The organism is Caballeronia sp. LZ016 (assembly GCF_031450805.1).
In the GTDB taxonomy this organism is placed as follows: Bacteria; Pseudomonadota; Gammaproteobacteria; order Burkholderiales; family Burkholderiaceae; genus Caballeronia.
The window spans coordinates 1,499,116-1,516,081 of sequence record NZ_JARTVY010000001.1 but is presented as its reverse complement, the minus strand read 5'-3'; the positions used below and the strand labels follow the sequence as shown (position 1 = coordinate 1,516,081).

General features: G+C 61.8%; 15 protein-coding genes and 1 pseudogene. 11 read left to right on the top strand and 5 right to left on the bottom strand.

Going from position 1 to position 16,966, the window contains the following annotated elements:
* A complete protein-coding gene (locus tag P9220_RS07235) occupies positions 1–435 on the top strand; it encodes an ATP-binding cassette domain-containing protein (RefSeq protein ID WP_309764225.1) in 435 nt (144 codons plus the stop codon).
* On the opposite strand, the pseudogene P9220_RS07230 reads toward P9220_RS07235, so the two are convergent.
* Positions 380–1,466, bottom strand: a pseudogene (locus P9220_RS07230) (IS630 family transposase). The gene P9220_RS07235 and the pseudogene P9220_RS07230 sit on opposite strands and share 56 nt — an antisense overlap.
* Before the next feature lie 695 nt (positions 1,467–2,161).
* Positions 2,162–2,587, bottom strand: a complete 426-nt coding sequence (locus P9220_RS27040; RefSeq protein ID WP_404989529.1) for a hypothetical protein — start codon at positions 2,585–2,587, stop codon at positions 2,162–2,164.
* Here P9220_RS27040 and P9220_RS27035 point away from each other — a divergent pair.
* Entirely contained in the window at positions 2,586–2,930 is a 345-nt protein-coding gene (locus P9220_RS27035) for a hypothetical protein (RefSeq protein WP_404980360.1), read from the top strand. The genes P9220_RS27040 and P9220_RS27035 overlap by 2 nt on opposite strands.
* Positions 2,931–3,584: 654 nt before the next feature.
* On the opposite strand, the gene wecB is transcribed toward P9220_RS27035, so the two are convergent.
* The gene (gene wecB, locus P9220_RS07220; protein WP_309764224.1) at positions 3,585–4,688 is read right to left on the bottom strand and encodes a non-hydrolyzing UDP-N-acetylglucosamine 2-epimerase; all 1,104 of its coding nucleotides are present in this window, start codon (positions 4,686–4,688) and stop codon (positions 3,585–3,587) included.
* 355 nt (positions 4,689–5,043) lie between these two features.
* Here wecB and P9220_RS07215 point away from each other — a divergent pair, with 355 nt between their 5' ends.
* The 4 genes from P9220_RS07215 (at position 5,044) to P9220_RS07200 (ending at position 9,969) form a co-directional block, all read left to right on the top strand.
* Entirely contained in the window at positions 5,044–6,465 is a 1,422-nt protein-coding gene (locus tag P9220_RS07215) for a UbiA family prenyltransferase (RefSeq protein ID WP_309764222.1), read from the top strand.
* Positions 6,466–6,468: 3 nt separating this feature from the next.
* A complete protein-coding gene (locus P9220_RS07210) occupies positions 6,469–7,785 on the top strand; it encodes an FAD-binding oxidoreductase (protein WP_309764221.1) in 1,317 nt (438 codons plus the stop codon).
* Positions 7,782–8,522 (top strand): SDR family oxidoreductase, encoded by a 741-nt coding sequence (locus tag P9220_RS07205; protein ID WP_309764220.1) that lies wholly within the window; start codon positions 7,782–7,784, stop codon positions 8,520–8,522. Before P9220_RS07210 ends, P9220_RS07205 begins: the two co-directional genes overlap by 4 nt.
* A 145-nt stretch (positions 8,523–8,667) precedes the next feature.
* A complete protein-coding gene (locus P9220_RS07200) occupies positions 8,668–9,969 on the top strand; it encodes a hypothetical protein (protein WP_309764219.1) in 1,302 nt (433 codons plus the stop codon).
* A gap of 36 nt (positions 9,970–10,005) precedes the next feature.
* On the opposite strand, the gene P9220_RS07195 is transcribed toward P9220_RS07200, so the two are convergent.
* Together P9220_RS07195 and P9220_RS07190 are read right to left on the bottom strand one after the other, a co-directional pair.
* The gene (locus P9220_RS07195) at positions 10,006–10,404 is read right to left on the bottom strand and encodes a GtrA family protein (RefSeq protein ID WP_309764218.1); all 399 of its coding nucleotides are present in this window, start codon (positions 10,402–10,404) and stop codon (positions 10,006–10,008) included.
* Between the two features lie 63 nt (positions 10,405–10,467).
* The gene (locus P9220_RS07190; protein ID WP_309764217.1) at positions 10,468–11,562 is read right to left on the bottom strand and encodes an acyltransferase; all 1,095 of its coding nucleotides are present in this window, start codon (positions 11,560–11,562) and stop codon (positions 10,468–10,470) included.
* Between the two features lie 291 nt (positions 11,563–11,853).
* On the opposite strand from P9220_RS07190, the gene P9220_RS07185 reads away from it, so the two are divergent.
* The 5 genes from P9220_RS07185 (at position 11,854) to P9220_RS07165 (ending at position 16,878) form a co-directional block, all read left to right on the top strand.
* Positions 11,854–13,185, top strand: a complete 1,332-nt coding sequence (locus tag P9220_RS07185) for a hypothetical protein (RefSeq protein ID WP_309764216.1) — start codon at positions 11,854–11,856, stop codon at positions 13,183–13,185.
* Positions 13,186–13,315: 130 nt separating this feature from the next.
* On the top strand, positions 13,316–14,464 hold the full coding sequence (locus P9220_RS07180; protein WP_309764215.1) for a hypothetical protein: 1,149 nt from the start codon (positions 13,316–13,318) through the stop codon (positions 14,462–14,464).
* Complete coding sequence (locus P9220_RS07175; RefSeq protein WP_309764214.1) at positions 14,364–15,500, top strand: hypothetical protein; 1,137 nt, start codon at positions 14,364–14,366, stop codon at positions 15,498–15,500. The genes P9220_RS07180 and P9220_RS07175 overlap by 101 nt, the downstream gene beginning before the upstream one ends.
* Positions 15,501–15,530: 30 nt before the next feature.
* Positions 15,531–16,481 (top strand): glycosyltransferase family 2 protein, encoded by a 951-nt coding sequence (locus P9220_RS07170; protein WP_309764213.1) that lies wholly within the window; start codon positions 15,531–15,533, stop codon positions 16,479–16,481.
* A gap of 1 nt (position 16,482) precedes the next feature.
* Positions 16,483–16,878, top strand: coding sequence for a GtrA family protein (locus P9220_RS07165; RefSeq protein ID WP_309764212.1), 396 nt, complete (start codon positions 16,483–16,485; stop codon positions 16,876–16,878).
* The last annotated feature ends 88 nt before the right edge of the window (positions 16,879–16,966 follow it).

Below are 16,966 nucleotides of genomic sequence, written 5' to 3'. Positions count from 1 at the left end.
ATGACGCATCTGCAATTTGACAGAGTGACCGTGCGCTACCCGGTTCACAACAATCGAACGAAATCGCTTCGGAACAACCTCGTGCGCATCAGTACCGGCGGCAGACTTGATGCGGAGTCTGGACGCATACAAGTGGTGACCGCACTCGACGACGTGAGCTTCGAGTTCCGCGAGGGCGATGCGGTCGGGCTAATCGGACACAACGGGGCGGGCAAGAGCACGATGCTGCGGACGATGGCAGGCGTGTACAAACCGACGCACGGCGCAGTCAGGCGCCGCGGCAGAACCGCGACGGTGCTTGAACTGGGCGCGGGCATCGACCTCGAATTGAGCGGCTACGAGAACGTCACCCGCATGGGCGTCCTGCTAGTCGACTGCGTCAGTGATTCGGCACCGGGCGGATCCGGCGCGAAGGATCGTCATACTTCCATTTAATCGGCTTCGGATTTTTGTTGTGTTCGCGGATGTAGTGCATAAGTTTGCGATCCAAGTCTTTCACTGAAGTGAAGATGCCGCAGGCAATCACATCACGCTGGATGCGCGAGAACCAGTTTTCCACTTGGTTCAGCCACGACGAGTAAGTCGGCGTGAAGTGCACACGTACGTTGCGATGCGCGTTGACGAATATGGCCACCCGCTCCGTCTTATGGCTGCTAACGTTGTCGCAGATGACGTGGATTTCTCTGCGTTTGGGTTGGCTGGCCACGACGTCGGTTAGGAACGCCACAAACTGTTCGCTGGTGTGGCTTGCCGCCGTTTTGCCCAGCACCTCGCCGGTCGCAGTATTGAACGCGGCGAACAGGCTGAGCGTGCCATTGCGCTTGTACTCGAAGCCATGACTCTCGGCGCGCCCCGGCGACAGCGGCAGCATCCGGTCCTTGCGGTCAATTGCCTGGATCGCGGTCTTCTCATCGACGCAGAACACTGCTGCGTGCGCCGGCGGGTTTAGGTAAAGCCCGATCACGTCGGCTGCTTTAGCCTCGAAGTCCAGGTCGTAGAGACCATATGGCGCTCAAGTTGTTGCGGCTTGATGCCGTGCTTGCGCCAAATACGCTGCACGGCCGAGACCGACACGTCGCCGAGTCCTGCCGCAGTTTATAGCTGCTCCAGTGTGCCGAGCCGTCGGCGGGTTTGTGCTTGAGGGTGCGGCTGAGCACCCGCGCCTCAAGTTTGGCTGGCGGCTGCTTGGGAGCGCGCCCGGGGTGCCCGGCGTACATTCCGACCAGTCGCTCGCTAAGAAAGCGCCCGGACCAGCGCGCGATGAAGCGCGAGTCGCAACCTAGTGTGCGCATGGTGCTGTCGCGCGATTCGCCGTCCTCGAGCATCAAGATCAACTTCGCGCGTCGTACGTCCGCCGCACGTACTGTTCGGCTGCGCGCCGCCGACAACAGTTGCTCGGTCTCGGTCTCGGTCTCGGTCTCGGTCTCGGTCTCGGTCTCGGTCTCGGTCAGATTCATTTTGCCCATGACCGCTATCTAAACACACTCGGGGTGCCAATTTAATGATGCATTGCATTAGGCATGAGCATCGCAGAAACGAAAGAGCGTATCAGCGAGATCGGGCAGTTTACGCAGCTCGGCAACTTCCTGCAATTACCCGTGCGTAATGTATTCGTCAGGGATGGCGACGCGTCTCATGTTTGCAGTGGCGACGTCTACGCGCCCCGACATTCTGCTCGTCGATGAAGTCTTCGGCGCAGGTACTGCCGAGTTCCAAGAGCGAGCGAAGGAACCTATGTCTCGTCTTATCAGCAGTGTTGGCATTTTGGTTTTCGCTTCACACGATCATGAACTAATCCGCACCTACTGCAATCGCTTCTGCGTCTAGAGCATGGCAGGGTGATCGAAATCGACCGGCGCGACGTGGGCTGATTGCCCGTATGGATCTGCACTTCAGGACGATAAGGGCCGACGGTGAAGAGACTCATAGTGGATCTCGACCATACGATCACCACGGGTGCACCCGATGGCTATGCGCACGCGATACCCAATGACGCCGTGATCGACCAGCTACGCCCCTACAGGCGCGACGGCTTTACGATCGTCGTCTGCACCAGCCGCTCGATGCGCAAGTACGAAGGCAACATCGGCAAGATCAATGCAAACACGTTGCCGATCGCCGTTGAATGGCTTCGTCAACACGACGTGCCATTCGACGAAATCTATGTCGGCAAGCCGTGGTGCGGTACAACCCGCCAATGTATGCGAGCGCCTTCTTGCAGGACGCGCACGGACGGCACGTAGGCCACGCGAGCGACGTCGTGCGCGCGCAGGCTGAGGTCGTAGTTTTCGAAGTAGAGAAAATAGCGCGGGTCGAAACCGTTGAGCTTCTTGAGGACCTCGGTGCGGAAAAGCATGAAGCAGCCGCTGACGATAGGCGGGTCCCAGACGATTGCCTTGTCACCTATGACGTCGCGCATTTCGTATCGCGCTAGGCGGTTCTGGAACGGATTGCGCAGGCTTCGCGGCAGGAAGCCGCGGATGAAGAAATCGGCGAGCGCGGGATAGCGGCGGCAAAGGTATTGCTGGCTGCCGTCGTCTTCCACGATCTGCGGGGAAAGCAGGCCGACTTCGGGATGGGCGTCCATGAAGGCGATCGCTTGGGCGAGCGCGTCGCTGCCAGCTCGATGTCGGGTTCAGGATCAGATGGTAACGGCTCGATGTGCGTTCGATGGCCAGATTGTGGCCGCGGCCGTAGCCGACGTTGCCCTGGCCTTCGATGACGCTCGTTTGCAGGCGGGCGTTGCCGGTCAGGCTCGACCAGTCGATGGGTTCGTCGGTGCCGTTGTTGACGATGTAGAGCGGCGCGGCCTCGACGTCGTTCGCGACGCACCAGTGATCCATCGCTGTATCGAGCGTATGAAGCGTGCGTTCGAGAAGTTGACGGTGTGGCCGATAGACGACGACAGATACGCTGATGAATCCAGCTGAGCTTGCGTTGGCGTAATCAGAGTTCAACTGCATCCTTAGTGACCGAATTGGGACTTGCGGCGGCCTGCGATCGTACGACGGAACAGGCCACCCGTTCCAGCGTCGCCGATTCGACGGATTCCCTCGTGCTCCATGAAGCGCGCCGACGAGTCGGTTCCGTCTTGTGTCTCGTACAGACCGTTGATCGTTTCGGGCAACGTCTGATCGTGGGTGTCGTCATGGAAGCCGAAGGACGGCTCCGGTCCGCTTCGGCCAAACGCTCGCTATACCGGAGAATGACGTACCGGGCGTCCGAAACGGAGTGGCGTATCAAAGTTCCGTTCCCGGCCGGTCAGCGAGCGTACCGCATCTGCTTGGGTGCGCGCAGCAACAGGTCCGTGGTCATCGACGAGGTGACGTGTTAATCAACGACGCGACGGGCGAACGCATCGATCAGGAGAACGCAGGCGCATTCGAACTCCGGAGCTGATTCGCAGGTCAGCCTCGAATTGCCGATCGACCAATCCAGCGGGCGCGGCGCGCTCGCCTTCCGCGAGCCGCACCCGGCGGGTCTTGCAGTTTATCGGAACGTCCGGTCGGGCAGCGTGTCATCACCAGGCTTTCCCGGTCCATCTGCCTTCAGACCTTCGGCACGCCGCAGACCTTGACTGGCGCTTACACGCCGAAGTGAGCCTTCAGCACATCCACGATCCGCCCGGACGCGAGGCCATCGCCATACGGCGACACGCCGCGAGCCATGCGCTTGTACTCTTGCGGATCGTTCAGCAGCAGTTCCACGTTGCCGACGATGTCGTCGAAGTCCGTACCGACGAGCTTCACGACTTCATGCGTGACGGCCTCGGGACGCTCCGTTTCCCGGCGCATCACCAAAACCGGCTTGGCCAGCGCCGGCGCCTCTTCCTGCACGCCGCCCGAGTCGGTCAGGATCAGATATGCCTGCTTCATCGCCGCGACGAACGGAAGATAGTCGAGCGGTTCGCACAGCGTGATGCGCTCGTGCCCGCTGAGATGCCGGTAGGCGGCGTCGCGGACGTTGGGATTCGGATGCACCGGGTAAAGAATGTGGACGTCGGGATTGTTGTCGGCGACGTGCTTGACGGCGCGTAGGATATTTCCGAAAGCCTCGCCGAAGTTCTCGCGGCGATGCGAGGTCACGAGAATGAGCCGTCTGTCCCCGTGATAAGGGGACGCGTCGTCGCAACGCTCCGCGACTTCGAACAACGCATCGATGACGGTGTTGCCGGTCACGTAGATGGAGGAACCTTCGATGCCTTCCTTGAGCAGATTGTCCCTCGAGCTCTGCGTGGGCGCGAAGTGCCAGCGCGAGAGGCGGCTCGCCACTACCCGGTTCATCTCCTCCGGGAACGGATTGGAGAGATCACCGGTTCGCAGGCCCGCTTCCACGTGTCCGAACGGAATGCGCCGGTAGAAGCAAGCGAGGGCGGCGGTAAGCACGGTTGTCGTGTCGCCTTGCGCAAGCAGCACATCCGGCTTCTCGGCCTCCAGCACTTCGTCCAGACGCGTGATGAGCCGCGATGTCAAAGTCGGCAGCGACTGGTTCGGCTGCATAATATCGAGGTCGATGTCCGCCTCGATCTCGAACAAGCGGAGCACCTGGTCGAGCATGCCGCGATGCTGCGCCGTCGCGAGTACACGGCACTCTGCCCACTCTTCCTGTTGAAGCCGTTTGATGAGCGGCGCCATCTTGACCGCTTCCGGACGGGTGCCAACCGTGACGATGATTTTGCGTCTATCCACGACGATTCCTTTCTTCGCGGCCGTTATGTTTGTACGTAAAGCTCATAATGTAGGATTACCCTCGCCGCGCGACGGCACTTCGCGGGGACTGCTTGAAATTTGTTGCCGCGAGCCGGACATTATAACCTCGCCGCTCCCGGGAACTAAAGGACTCCCCATCTTCACGAGCGCGTATGACGCGCTTCTCGCCCGATCAACGGGGGCTTGCACGATGCCTTCACGGTGCGCAAGCGGCAATCTGGCGAAAAAGACACGAATTGTGTTAGATTTCGCCGCTAGAGGGCGTATCCGACACATTTGCGGAACGACGCCTTGCCATCGGCGCAGGCTGACCATCAACCGTTCCGAATGACGCATGAGCAAGCCGATCGTTGTCGATCTCGACGGCACACTAATTCACTCTGATATTCTGGTAGAAAGCGGGCTCGCCTTCGTGCGTAAATTCCCGCAGCAATTCTATAAGCCCCTGCAATGGCTCTCCAGCGGCGGAAAACCCGCGTTGAAGGCACGGCTCGCCGAGCATGTATCGATCGACGTGTCGACCTTGCCTTACAACGCCGAAGTCGTTCGCTGGCTCAAGGAAATGCGCGCCGCCGGCCGCTCCATAGCACTTGCCACCGCGAGCCACGAGTCCTTCGCCCATTGCATCGCGGAGCATCTCGGCATTTTCGACCGCGTGTTCGCGACGGACGAGCACACGAACCTCTCGTCGCACAGGAAGCGCGACCGGCTCGTTGCGGAGTACGGCGTGCGCGGCTTCGATTACGTCGGCAATTCGCATGACGATATCGCCGTATGGGAGGCCGCGGACCGGGCTTACGTCGTCAATCCGCATGCGGGCGTCGTGCGCGCGGCCAGCCGCAATAACAATGTCGAACGCACTTTCGAAGGCTCGCCGCCTTCGCTCAGGGTGTGGGCCAAGGCGCTGCGTCTGCATCAGTGGCTGAAGAACCTGCTGATCTTCGTGCCGCTGCTTGCCGGGCATCACCTCGACGCGCCACGGTTGATCGCGCTGGCCGTGACTGGCTTTCTCGCGTTCGGGCTATGCGCGTCCAGCGTCTACCTGCTCAACGATCTTCTCGATCTTCAGGACGACCGCCACCATCCGGTGAAGCGCAAGCGTCCGCTCGCGGCCGGCACGTTGCCCCTGCTTCTCGGGGCGACCGTCTGCCCGGTGCTGCTCGCCGCCTCCTTCACGATCGCGCTGGTCTTCCTGCCGTGGCGCTTCGTTGCAGTTCTCGTGGCGTACTACGTGCTGACACTCGCCTACTCGCTGTTTCTGAAGCGGCGCGTGATGGTCGATGTCGTCGTGCTCGCGGCGCTCTATACCACGCGCATCATCGCGGGGGCGGCCGCGGCGGGCGTGCGCCTGACGTTCTGGCTGCTGGCGTTCTCGATGTTCTTCTTCCTGAGTCTCGCGCTCGTCAAGCGCTACACGGAGTTGTGTCTCACGGCGCAGTCGGGACGGGAAAAGACACGTGGACGCGGCTATCTGTCGAGCGACCTCTCGGTCGTATCGTCGCTCGGCACGTCGTCCGGTTACATCTCCGTGCTCGTCCTCGCGCTGTATATCCAGGACGAGCGCACCGCTGCGCTGTATCGCCATCCCGAGTTAATCTGGCTCACCTGCCCGTTGATGCTCTACTGGATCAGCCGCACGTGGATCATCGCGCATCGGGGTGTCATGCACGACGATCCCATCGTGTTCGCGGCGCGCGATCGCACGAGTTTGCTGATCGCCGCGTTGTGCGGCTTCGTGTTCTGGCTCGCGACGTAACCAATGGCCCAACTTCTGTCGTGGGGCCGTTATCCGCGCCAGCCGCAAGAGCCGCACGCCGCTTACTGGCGCGATGCGGCGCCCGCGCAATGGCGCGACGTGCAGCGCGCTCACGGAACGACGCTCGCATTCGGCAACGGCCGCAGTTACGGCGATAGCTGTCTCGCCTCTTCCGGGCATGTGTTTCAGACGCTCGCGCTCGACCGGCTGATCGCCGCCGACTGGACGCGCGGCATCCTGCGCGCCGAGCCGGGCATCACCTTCGAACAGATCCTCGCGCTCGCCGTGCCGCGCGGCTGGATGCTGCCCGTCACGCCGGGCACGAAATACGTCACGCTCGGCGGCGCCATCGCCAACGACGTGCACGGCAAGAATCATCACGTGCGCGGCACGTTCGGGCGTCACGTGCGCGCGTTCGGCCTCGCGCGCAGCGACGGCACGCTGATGGAATGTTCGCGAGAATCGAACCCGGAGATGTTCAGCGCGACCATCGGCGGGCTCGGGCTGACCGGGCTCATCCTGTGGGCCGAATTCACGCTGATGCCGATCCGCACGAGTCTCATCGACGTGACGAGCATCCGCTTCGGCAAGCTCGACGAGTTCTTCGATCTCTCCGAGGAATACGACGCGAAACATGAATACTGCGTCGCGTGGGTGGATTGCGCGAGTCGCGGGCCATCGCTCGGGCGCGGCATCTTCATGGCGGGCGATCACGCGATCCACGGCTCGCTCGATGTCGAGTTGCGCGAGAAGCATACGGTGCCGTTCACGCCGCCGGTGTCGCTCATCAACGGTCTCACGCTTCGCGCGTTCAATGAACTGTATTACCGCAGGCAGCGCAAGCCGGTCGAGATTTCGCGCGTCGGCTATGACGGCTATTTCTATCCGCTCGACAGCCTGCTCGAATGGAACCGCATCTATGGGCCGTCGGGATTTCAGCAGTACCAGTGCGTGGTGCCGGCCGCCGACGCGCCCGACGTAATACGCGCAATGCTCGACCGCATTTCATCGAGCGGCGCCGGCTCGTTCCTCGCGGTGCTCAAACGCTGCGGCAGCGTTGCCTCGCCCGGCCTGTTGTCCTTTCCGATGGAAGGCACCTCGCTCGCGCTGGACTTTCCACAACACGAAGTTCGCCACTCGCAGCTATTCGCCGCGCTCGACGCCGTCGTGCACGAAGCCGGTGGCCGCATCTATCCGGCCAAGGACTCGCACATGTCGGCCGCCGATTTCCGCGCAGCCTACCCTCAATGGCAGCAACTCGAATCGCTTCGCGATCCGGCCATGCTGTCGCATTTCTGGAAGCGAATGATCGGCACATGAAGAACATCGTCATCATAGGCGCCACGTCCGCCATTGCCATCGCCTGCGCCCGAGAATGGGCCACCAACGGCGCGCGCTTCTTTCTCGTCGCGCGCAATCATGAACGCATGGAGCAGGTCGCGGCCGATCTCACCGCGCGCGGCGCGGCTGCGGCGAGCATGCATCGGCTGGATATCGACAGGCTCGAAGATCATGCCACGATGCTCGCGGCCTGCGCGGCGCAGATAGATTCCATCGATATCGTGCTGGTCGCGTCCGGCACGCTGCCGGATCAGGCCGCGTGCCAGAACGATCCGGCCGTCGCGGTGCGCGAGTTCTACACCAACGCGCTCTCGCTGATCGCGCTGCTCACGCCGATTGCGAACCAGCTGGAGGCGCAGCGGCACGGCACGCTCGCGGTGATCTCATCGGTGGCGGGCGACCGCGGGCGGCCGTCGAATTATCTGTACGGCAGCGCCAAGGCCGCGCTGCAGGCGTTTCTCGAAGGCCTGCGCGCGCGGCTTTTCAAGGCCGGCGTGCATGTCGTCGACATCAAGCCGGGCTTCGTCAGCACGCCGATGACTCAGGGCCTGCCGCTGCCCGGCCCGCTCGTCGCGACGCCGGAGAAGGTGGCGAAGGACATCGTGCGTGCGGTCGAGAGAAAGAAGGACGTGCTTTATACGCCGTGGTTCTGGTGGGGCATCATGCTTATTATCCGCAACGTACCGCGGTTTCTGTTCAAGCGGGCGTCGCTTTGAGAGCGCGAGGGAAACAGGTGGCGGTACGCGTTCGCGCCCTCCTGCACGCGGGATCGCCGGATCTTCACGCGTTGCGAGAGCGCCGCCGTGACGTATCTTCTCCGCCGAGAAGCGCAAGATCCCGTTCGTGCCGAGCGCGTCATTCATGGCGGACCCGACACCCATGCCGGTGAAAGCGATGGAAAAATTCTCGGATGAAAACCGTAGCGCGGCGACGAGCGAGAGCGAACGCACGCCTCACTCGCTCGCGTACGACGTCGTGCTGACGTTCGTCATTGCCGTCGTTGTGCTGCTCTTCAGAATGCCGGAGAGGCTGCAGCAAGGCTATCTTTGGGCCGAAGACGCCACCGTGTTCATCGGCCAGGCATACAAGCTCGGAGCACATTCCATTCTGATGCCGTACGCGGGATACCTTCACGTCGTCCCGCGACTGATCGTCTTTGCCTACCGCACCTTCTCCCGAGATCCGCTGGCAATCGCAGTCGTTCTCGCGTGGTCGTGCGCGGTCGTCACGGCACTCGTCTGCAGCTATCTTTACGTCATAGCCAATCGATATGTCCCGCGCCTCGCCGCATTCGTGATCGCGTTAGCGCCGGTTCTATTGCCGCACACCGGAGAAAGCTGGCTGAATCTCACGAATCTGCAGTGGACGCTGGGACCATTACTGATGGCTATGTTGCTGGACACGCTGGGACGTGAGCGTAACGACTATCTGCCTGCGCGATGCGCCATCTTCATTGTTCTGTCTCTCACCGGACCTTTCAGCGCCATCCTCGTTCCTCTCTCGGCCGTTGGCGCCATCGTGGCGTTCCGACGCACGGACGGCCTCCGACGCGTCGCGCCGTTCGTGCTCGTACTTCTGGCGGGACTCGCACAACTGGCGATCTATGCATTTGCGAACGACCGCCACCCGCGGCATCCGTTCGCGGAATACATTCACTACGCGTGGATGGAGGCGCTTCTCGCGAACTTCGTGATGGAGCTTTTCTTCATCCCGCAAGTTCTTCCTAAAACGAGTCATCCCATGATGTACGCGGCCCTGGTTACGACAGTTCTGGTCCTGGCCTGCGTGCTGTCACCCGCGCGACGTTGGCGTGCGGTCAATATCGTCTTGCTGGGCACGGCCGTGGTCCTCTGGATGCTCGGCGTAGTGAGAAACGACGCCCCCACGGTCCCGGTGCAATGGTTTTACGATGGCGTCGCCAGATACACGTTCATGCCTTTCGTGCTGGGTATCTGGGCCCTTGCAATCGCCGCCGCGAAGGCTCCGTCGAGGCGATCGCGTTATGCGGCAGTCGCGCTTCTCGTGCTGCTGTTCGCTAACGGCGCGACGCGCTTCCGAGCGCCTTCGATGCCCTCGCAGATAACGCTTCAACCCAACGGCACGTATCTCATCCAGGCAGCCCCCGGTGGACCCTGGCATACGACGGTGACGCCTGCCCGCTGATCGCGCCTTCCGCCGCGTGTGCAGACGCGCGTCGCTTCAGGCGAAAGTTCGGAAGACGTAGCGCTCGTCGAGGCGGTACTTGATGACATAGCCGATGGCGAGTCCGATGCAGGCACCCACATAGCGCATCGCGGCCGTGCCGAAGATGTGGTTGAAAGCGAACTCCACGCCCCAGAAGATCGCGGTCGTGACGAGCCCCATTGTCACGTAGAGCGTGAACATGGTCGCGTCGTGACGCGCGTTCTCCGCCTTGAAGCGGAAGATCCACTTCTTGTCGAGCACGTATTTGACGACGAGGCCGACGCCCGTGCCCATGAACACCGACAACACGATGTGCCCCGGGCCGCTGTAGAGGCGCGCGGTGAGATCCTGCGCGCCGATGTTGGCGGCTGTGGCGATGGCGGCGAACAACGTGTAAAGCAACGCTACCTGCATTTCTAGTCCGGTTGATGATGCAAAGGTGATCGCGCCACAGTCACTGCGCGCGCTCGAAGAAAATCACGGTGCTCGTCCAGAGATTGTTCGAGAAAGCACGGCGCGAGAGAAACGTCTGCTGGATGAAACGGCGAAGCGCTCGACCGGCGAAAACAACCACGCAAGCGCAAGGCAGAGCGGAACGACGACCGCGGTCGTGACAACGATGGCTTTCACTTCATCGTCGCGCAGATGCAGCCATAGCATCGCGCCGACCGTACAAATAACCGGTATGTGCGTGAGATACAGCGGAAACGATATTGCACCCATGAATCGCGAGACGCGTGTGGACAACCATTCGGCTAGCCGCTCGCTCGTGCAAAACGCCATGACCAGGGCTGCCCCTAAAACGGAAAGGGCTGTTGTGTGTGCGTAGAGGTAGCGATGGAAAGTCGCCACATATGCAACGCAAACCACGATTGCCATGCCGCCGAACACGGACCATTTCGTCATGCGGACGCGGATCATGAACGGGCTGTCATGCATCTCCGCCATGGCGACGCCCGCAATGAATGCCGAAAAAGGACTTTGCACAACCGAGAAGGCGAGCCACAGAGCCGCGAACAGAGGCCATCTGAGTCGCGAGGTCCCGAGCAACGCGAGCAATGCGAATACGATGAAGCTGCCCGCCATTTCGACGCTCATCGTCCACAGCACGGGATTGTAGCTAAGCGCGGGAACGTAATCGAAGTACACGCCGAAAGCCGCGAATTCGAACACGCCCCGCAGCGACTCCTGGAATTGGAACGACTTCGCCGGCCAATTGGTTCGGCCCAGTAGCTGCGCCGCATGCGGTGCGTTATTCAGGTTCGCCGACATCATCAGGTAAGTCAGGAAGCAGGACACGAGAACGGGAATGCTCAACCTGAGATAGCGCCGCACCGCGAGCGTCAACAGCACGCGCCTATCCCCTGTTCGCACATAGCCGATGGCGAGTGAGAATCCGGAGACGACGAAGAATACATAGACGGCGAGCGCACCGTCGGTCGGAAAGATGATCCACTTCGGCTGCTTCGCCTCGGGGATCAGGAACGCAGGCAGCAGATGGTAGAAAACGACCACCAACGCGGCCCATCCGCGCAGGCCGTCAAGAGAATCGATTCGCCCTTTCGTTTGCATGTCTGTATGGTGGCGGTCTCGCGCGTTTTGAAGGAAACTCACGCCATCGTACATTCCCTTGGGCGCTTGCTAAACTAATCACTGTGACAGAAGCGCCCGCACCTTGTCCAGCGCGCTCAATAGAGCGTGACGCGGAGCGTGCAAACGGGCGAATGGTCGCATTGATTCTGGATGACGCCGCGAAACAAACGCTCGGGCACGCGCCACTGCGGAAGGAGATAGGAGTTGGGATACACGTCACTGTTCGACAGATTCAGAAAATCGCTTTGCTATGCAAGTGCCGGCATTTGCGTGCTAGTCCTCGCGGCTTACGTCACCATCATCAGCCGCTCTTACTTCTTTCAAGACGACTTCGAATTCTGGCCGCACTACTCGACGCTCAACCTGTCCGAACTGTTCGACCCAGCGGTCAACTTCGGTCGGCCCGTCACGCGGGACCTCTATTTCTTTTTGACATCACATCTGCTGGGCTGGGACAGCAGCAACTATTTCTACCTCAACCTCGTGGTGATCGCCGGCGTCTGCGTGCTGATCTACCGCACGCTGCGCGAATTCGACCTCGATCCGTGGATAGCCGCGGTTGCCGCCATGATCTACTTCTACATGCCGGCGACCGTGCCGCATGCGTCGTGGATTTCGAATTCGCAACACACCATTGCCCACCTGTTCTCGTTCTGGTTCATCTTCTCGACCGTACGCGGAATCAACGCGGGCAATCCCCGTATCGTGCGCGCCGTGCTGATCTATGTCCTGGCGATGTTTTCGAACGTATCGTCCCTCTTCGCGCTGGTCTTCGTCGGTATTCACGTCGCTCTGCGTCATTGCCGTGCACCCGTGAAGCGCTTCGTCCCGCTCGTCACGGTCATCGTCCTGTTGATCGCGTGCACGCTTGCGTGGTCACTCGCCATCTCGCACAGCGCGAACGTTCACTACAAACTCGACCTGTCACTGAGTCACTCCATTGCGCGCGCGCGCTTTTATGACGGCCTCCTGCGCGAAGGAATGATCGGCTCCTGGTATCGGCTATTGTTCGCCGCGATTCTGGCGTTGACGCTCGCCAACGTGAGACGGAACTACATGCTCACTCTTCCGCTCGCCGGTGGTTTCGCCACTGCCTTCGGCATGCTCTTCTTTCTCGGCGCGCAGCGCACGCTCGGCTATCTGGCGATCCCTTATCTCATGCTGGCGCTCATGCTGTTCAGCAACTTCGCCGCGCCCGTCTTTCGCGCCCGGGAACGAAGAACCTGGGTGCTGTCGGCGCTGACCGTGTGTCTCATGTTTTATTCTCTGGAGAACGGCGCGCCGACGCGTGACAACTTCATGCTGTCTCCGTACGGAGCGGGCATTCGCGATGCCCAACAGGCGATCAAGAACGTCCCCATCAACAAGGACACGACGTTCTGCTTCGCCCCGGACAGGCCGTCGGACAACGCCAGCATCGCGCCGTTCTGGACCTTCCTCGGACATGGCAACGCATTCTGGCTCGTCGACTATGGCGACAACCATAAACGTCGATTCTTCTATTACACCGACCGCGAATGCTCCGCTTCCGACGTGGTGCGCGTGACCATCGGTCAGCGAAGCTCGACGCTCACCGTCACCGGGATCACGATGCCAAAGTAGCCCCGCTCGCCTGTCGGAATGCTAGGATCGCCTGCCCCGAAACATCCCGACTGCGTCAACCATGCCCAGCACCAACATCGACGAATCCGCCGACCGTCTCAAATACACATTGCTATGCGTCGGCGTGCTGGTGCTCGCCCCCGTTCTCGTGCGCGCGCCGCAGCTATTCGACCTGCTTCTCGCCGATCCGACGCTGCTCTACGCCGGCCTCGCAGACGGCCTGCGCGCAGGCCCGCTCGGCGGCTTCCCGCCGTTTCCCACCATCGACCCGAACATCGCGTTCACGAGCCACGCGCTGGGTCACCGCGCCGCGCTCGATGTCCTGAGCGGGCACATTCCGTGGTGGAATCATTTCGAGGGCGTGGGCACGCCGCTCGTCGGGGAGATGCAGGCTGCAGCGCTCTTTCCGCTGACCTGGCTGCTGGTGCTGAAAAGCGGCCAGTTCTACATGCATATCGCGCTGCAAGTCATCTCGGGCGTCGCCACGTGGCAACTGCTGCGCAGGATCGGCTGTTCGAAGCTCGCGGCCGTCGCCGCCGCGCTCGCCTTCGAATTCAACGGCACGTTCGCGTGGCTCGCGAACGCGGTCATCAATCCGATTCCCTTCCTACCCCTCACGCTGCTCGGCATCGAGATCCTGCGTGAGCGCGTCGCGCGCGCGAAAGCCGGTGGCCACGCATTCCTGACGATCGGCCTCGCCGCCTCGCTCTACGCCGGTTTTCCCGAGGTCGCCTATCTGAATGGCCTGCTGATCCTCGCCTGGACGCTGGTGCGAACCGCTGCCCTGCCCTACGCGGAGCGCTGGCTCTTTCTGCGGCGCGTGGTGATCGGCGGAATCGCCGCGCTCGCGATCAGCGCGCCCGTTCTCGTTCCCTTCTTCGATTTTCTGCCGCTCGCCAACACGGGCGGACACGAAGGCACCGGGTTTGAGTCCGTTCATCTGAGCCCCGGCTTCCTCGTCGGCCTGCTCGCGCCCTATGCGTTCGGCGCGATCTTTCAGCTTTTCCGAACATGCGGGTTTCTGGGGCGCCGTCGGCGGCTACGCCGGTTGCGCACTGGTCGCGCTCGCGCTCGCCGGGGCTGCGGGCCGAACCTTTCGCGGCTTGCGAATCATGCTCGTGGTCTGGGTGCTGGTGACCATCGGCATCTCGTACGGCTTTCCGGGTTCGGGGCTGATCGTGAAGATCGTCCCGGGATTGAAGCTCGCGGCTTACTTTCGCTATCTTCCGCCGTCGTGGGAGTTCAGCCTGTGCGTGCTCGCCGCGTTCGCGCTCACTGATCTTTCCCGCGACGGAGCATCGCGCGCGCTCAGAATCGCCGTCGCGCTCGTCGCCCTCGCGGTCATCGCCGCGATCTGGACGACGCATCGGCATGGCTTGAGTCTTCATGGCCGGCTCGCGCTCGGCAATGCGATCTTCCTCGCCGTCGTTTTGCTGGCGATGGCCGCGCTCGCGTGGCGCTCCCGCTCCGGCGAGACCCGGCGCCGCGCGCTTGCCGCGCTGCTCGTGCTGGAGGCCGTCGTCTGCTTCGCGATTCCGACGCTCAGCACGCCGTCGCGCGGCGCCGTCGCGCTCGACGGCGTGCATTACCTTCAAGCAAACCTCGGCTTTCAGCGATTCGTGACGCTGGGGCCTGTGCAGCCGAACTACGGCGCGTATTTCGGCATCGCTTCGATCAATCACAACGACCTGCCCATTCCGCGCATCTGGACCGACTACGTCGAGCGCCATCTCGACAGCAATGCGCCGCCCATTCTCTTCACCGGCAGCAGCCGTCAGGATTCTGCGGGGCCATCGGCCGCCGATCAGTTGATCGCCAATCTCGATGCCTACCGGCGCGTCGGCGTCCGCTATGTGCTCGCGCCGAAGGAATCGCCCGGTCAGCCAGCGTTCGCGTCGCTCGCGCACTACGTCGATGAAACGCCGCAACCGGCGTTGCGAGAGGTCTTCAGCGACAAGGTCATGCGCGTCTTCGAACTCGCGAATCCCGCGCCTTATTTCAGCGCGCCGGGATGCACTCTGGTCGCCGACACACGCAACAGCGTCGAAGCCGACTGCACCGCCGCCTCGTCCGTGACGCGCCTCGAACTCTTCATGCGAGGCTGGCGCGCGACCGTGAACGGCGAAGCAACGCCGATCGCGCAGACCGGCGAGATATTCCAGCGCATCGCACTGCCGGCCGGACGCTCGACCATCCGCTTCGAATTCGCGCCGCCGTTCATCGGCTGGGCGTGGGCCGCGTTCGTGATCGGCTGGATTCTGTTCGCAATCGCGTTCACTTCTTTCGCGGCGCGCAGTCACCGGCAGCCGCAATAATCGCGTGTGCGGTATGCAATAATCCCGCGAATGGACATAGGCGAAAAACATTTCCCGCGCATCGCGGTCGTCATTCCTTGCTATAACGAGCAAGCCGCCATCGCGACCGTGGTACGTGACTTCAGGCAGAGCCTTCCGACGGCCGAGATCTACGCATTCGACAACAATTCGTCGGACCACACCGCTCGCGTGGCGCGTGAGGCGGGCGCGGAAGTGATCGCGGTGCCGCTTCAGGGGAAGGGCAACGTGGTGCGCAGAATGTTCGCCGATGTCGAAGCCGACGTTTATGTCATGGTCGACGGCGACGCGACCTATGACGCGTTCGCCGCGCCCGCGCTCGTCGAACTGCTGGTCGAGAAACACCTCGACATGGTCGTGGGCTCGCGTCTGAGCGATGAAGAAACCGCCTATCGGCTGGGCCATCGCTTTGGCAACGTCCTGCTCACGCGCTGTGCCGCCACCATTTTCGGCAAGACCTTTCGCGACATGCTTTCGGGTTATCGCGTTTTCTCGCGCCGCTACGCGAAAAGTTTCCCGGCTCACTCCGCAGGCTTCGAAATCGAAACCGAACTGGCGGTTCACGCGCTGAGCCTGAGAATGCCGGTGGCTGAACGGGAAACCAGTTACAAGTCGCGTCTGGAGGGCTCGGAAAGCAAGCTCAATACGTACCGCGACGGCTTCCGGATTTTGATGACCATCCTCAAGCTGTTCAAGACCGAGAAGCCGCTCGCCTTCTTCTCGACTGGCTTTTTCTTGTGCGCGTTGCTCTCCGTCGGCATGGCCATTCCGGTGTTCGAAACTTTCTTCGAAACGGGCCTGGTCCCGCGCGTGCCCACGGTGATTCTCAGCAGCGGTCTCATGATCTTCGGCGCCATTCTGCTGACTTGCGGGATCGTTCTGGACACGGTCACGCGCGGGCGCAACGAGGCCAAGCATTTCGCCTATCTGTCGGTGCCCGCCGTGGGCCGGCAGCCGCGCTGAGATGCGTCAGTTCATCCGCTTTGCGATAGCCGGGGCAATCGGCTTTCTGGTCGATTCCGGCGCGCTGTACGCGATGCTCGCGCTCGGCACGGGACCATATATCGGCCGGCTGATCTCGTTTCTTTGCGCGGCGTTCGTGACATGGCGGATCAATCGCCGCTTTACGTTCACGACGGGGCACCGGCATTCAGCGTGGCGCGAATGGTACGAATACCTGCTCGCGATGATGTTCGGCGGCGTGTGCAACTACGGCGCCTATGTGCTCGCGATGAAGATGCTGCCGCATTCAGGAACGGGACCGCTTGTCGCGGTCGCGATCGGTTCTGTCGCCGGCATGTTCGTCAACTTCGCGAGCGCGAGACTGTGGGTGTATCGGCCGGGCAAGAGCCGCTCGTAATCGGGCGGTTGCGCTCACCGGTCGGGCAAGCGCGCAGCACCGGAACGACCTGCTGGCCTGCGGTTCCCTCGCCGAACGGGTTTTCTCG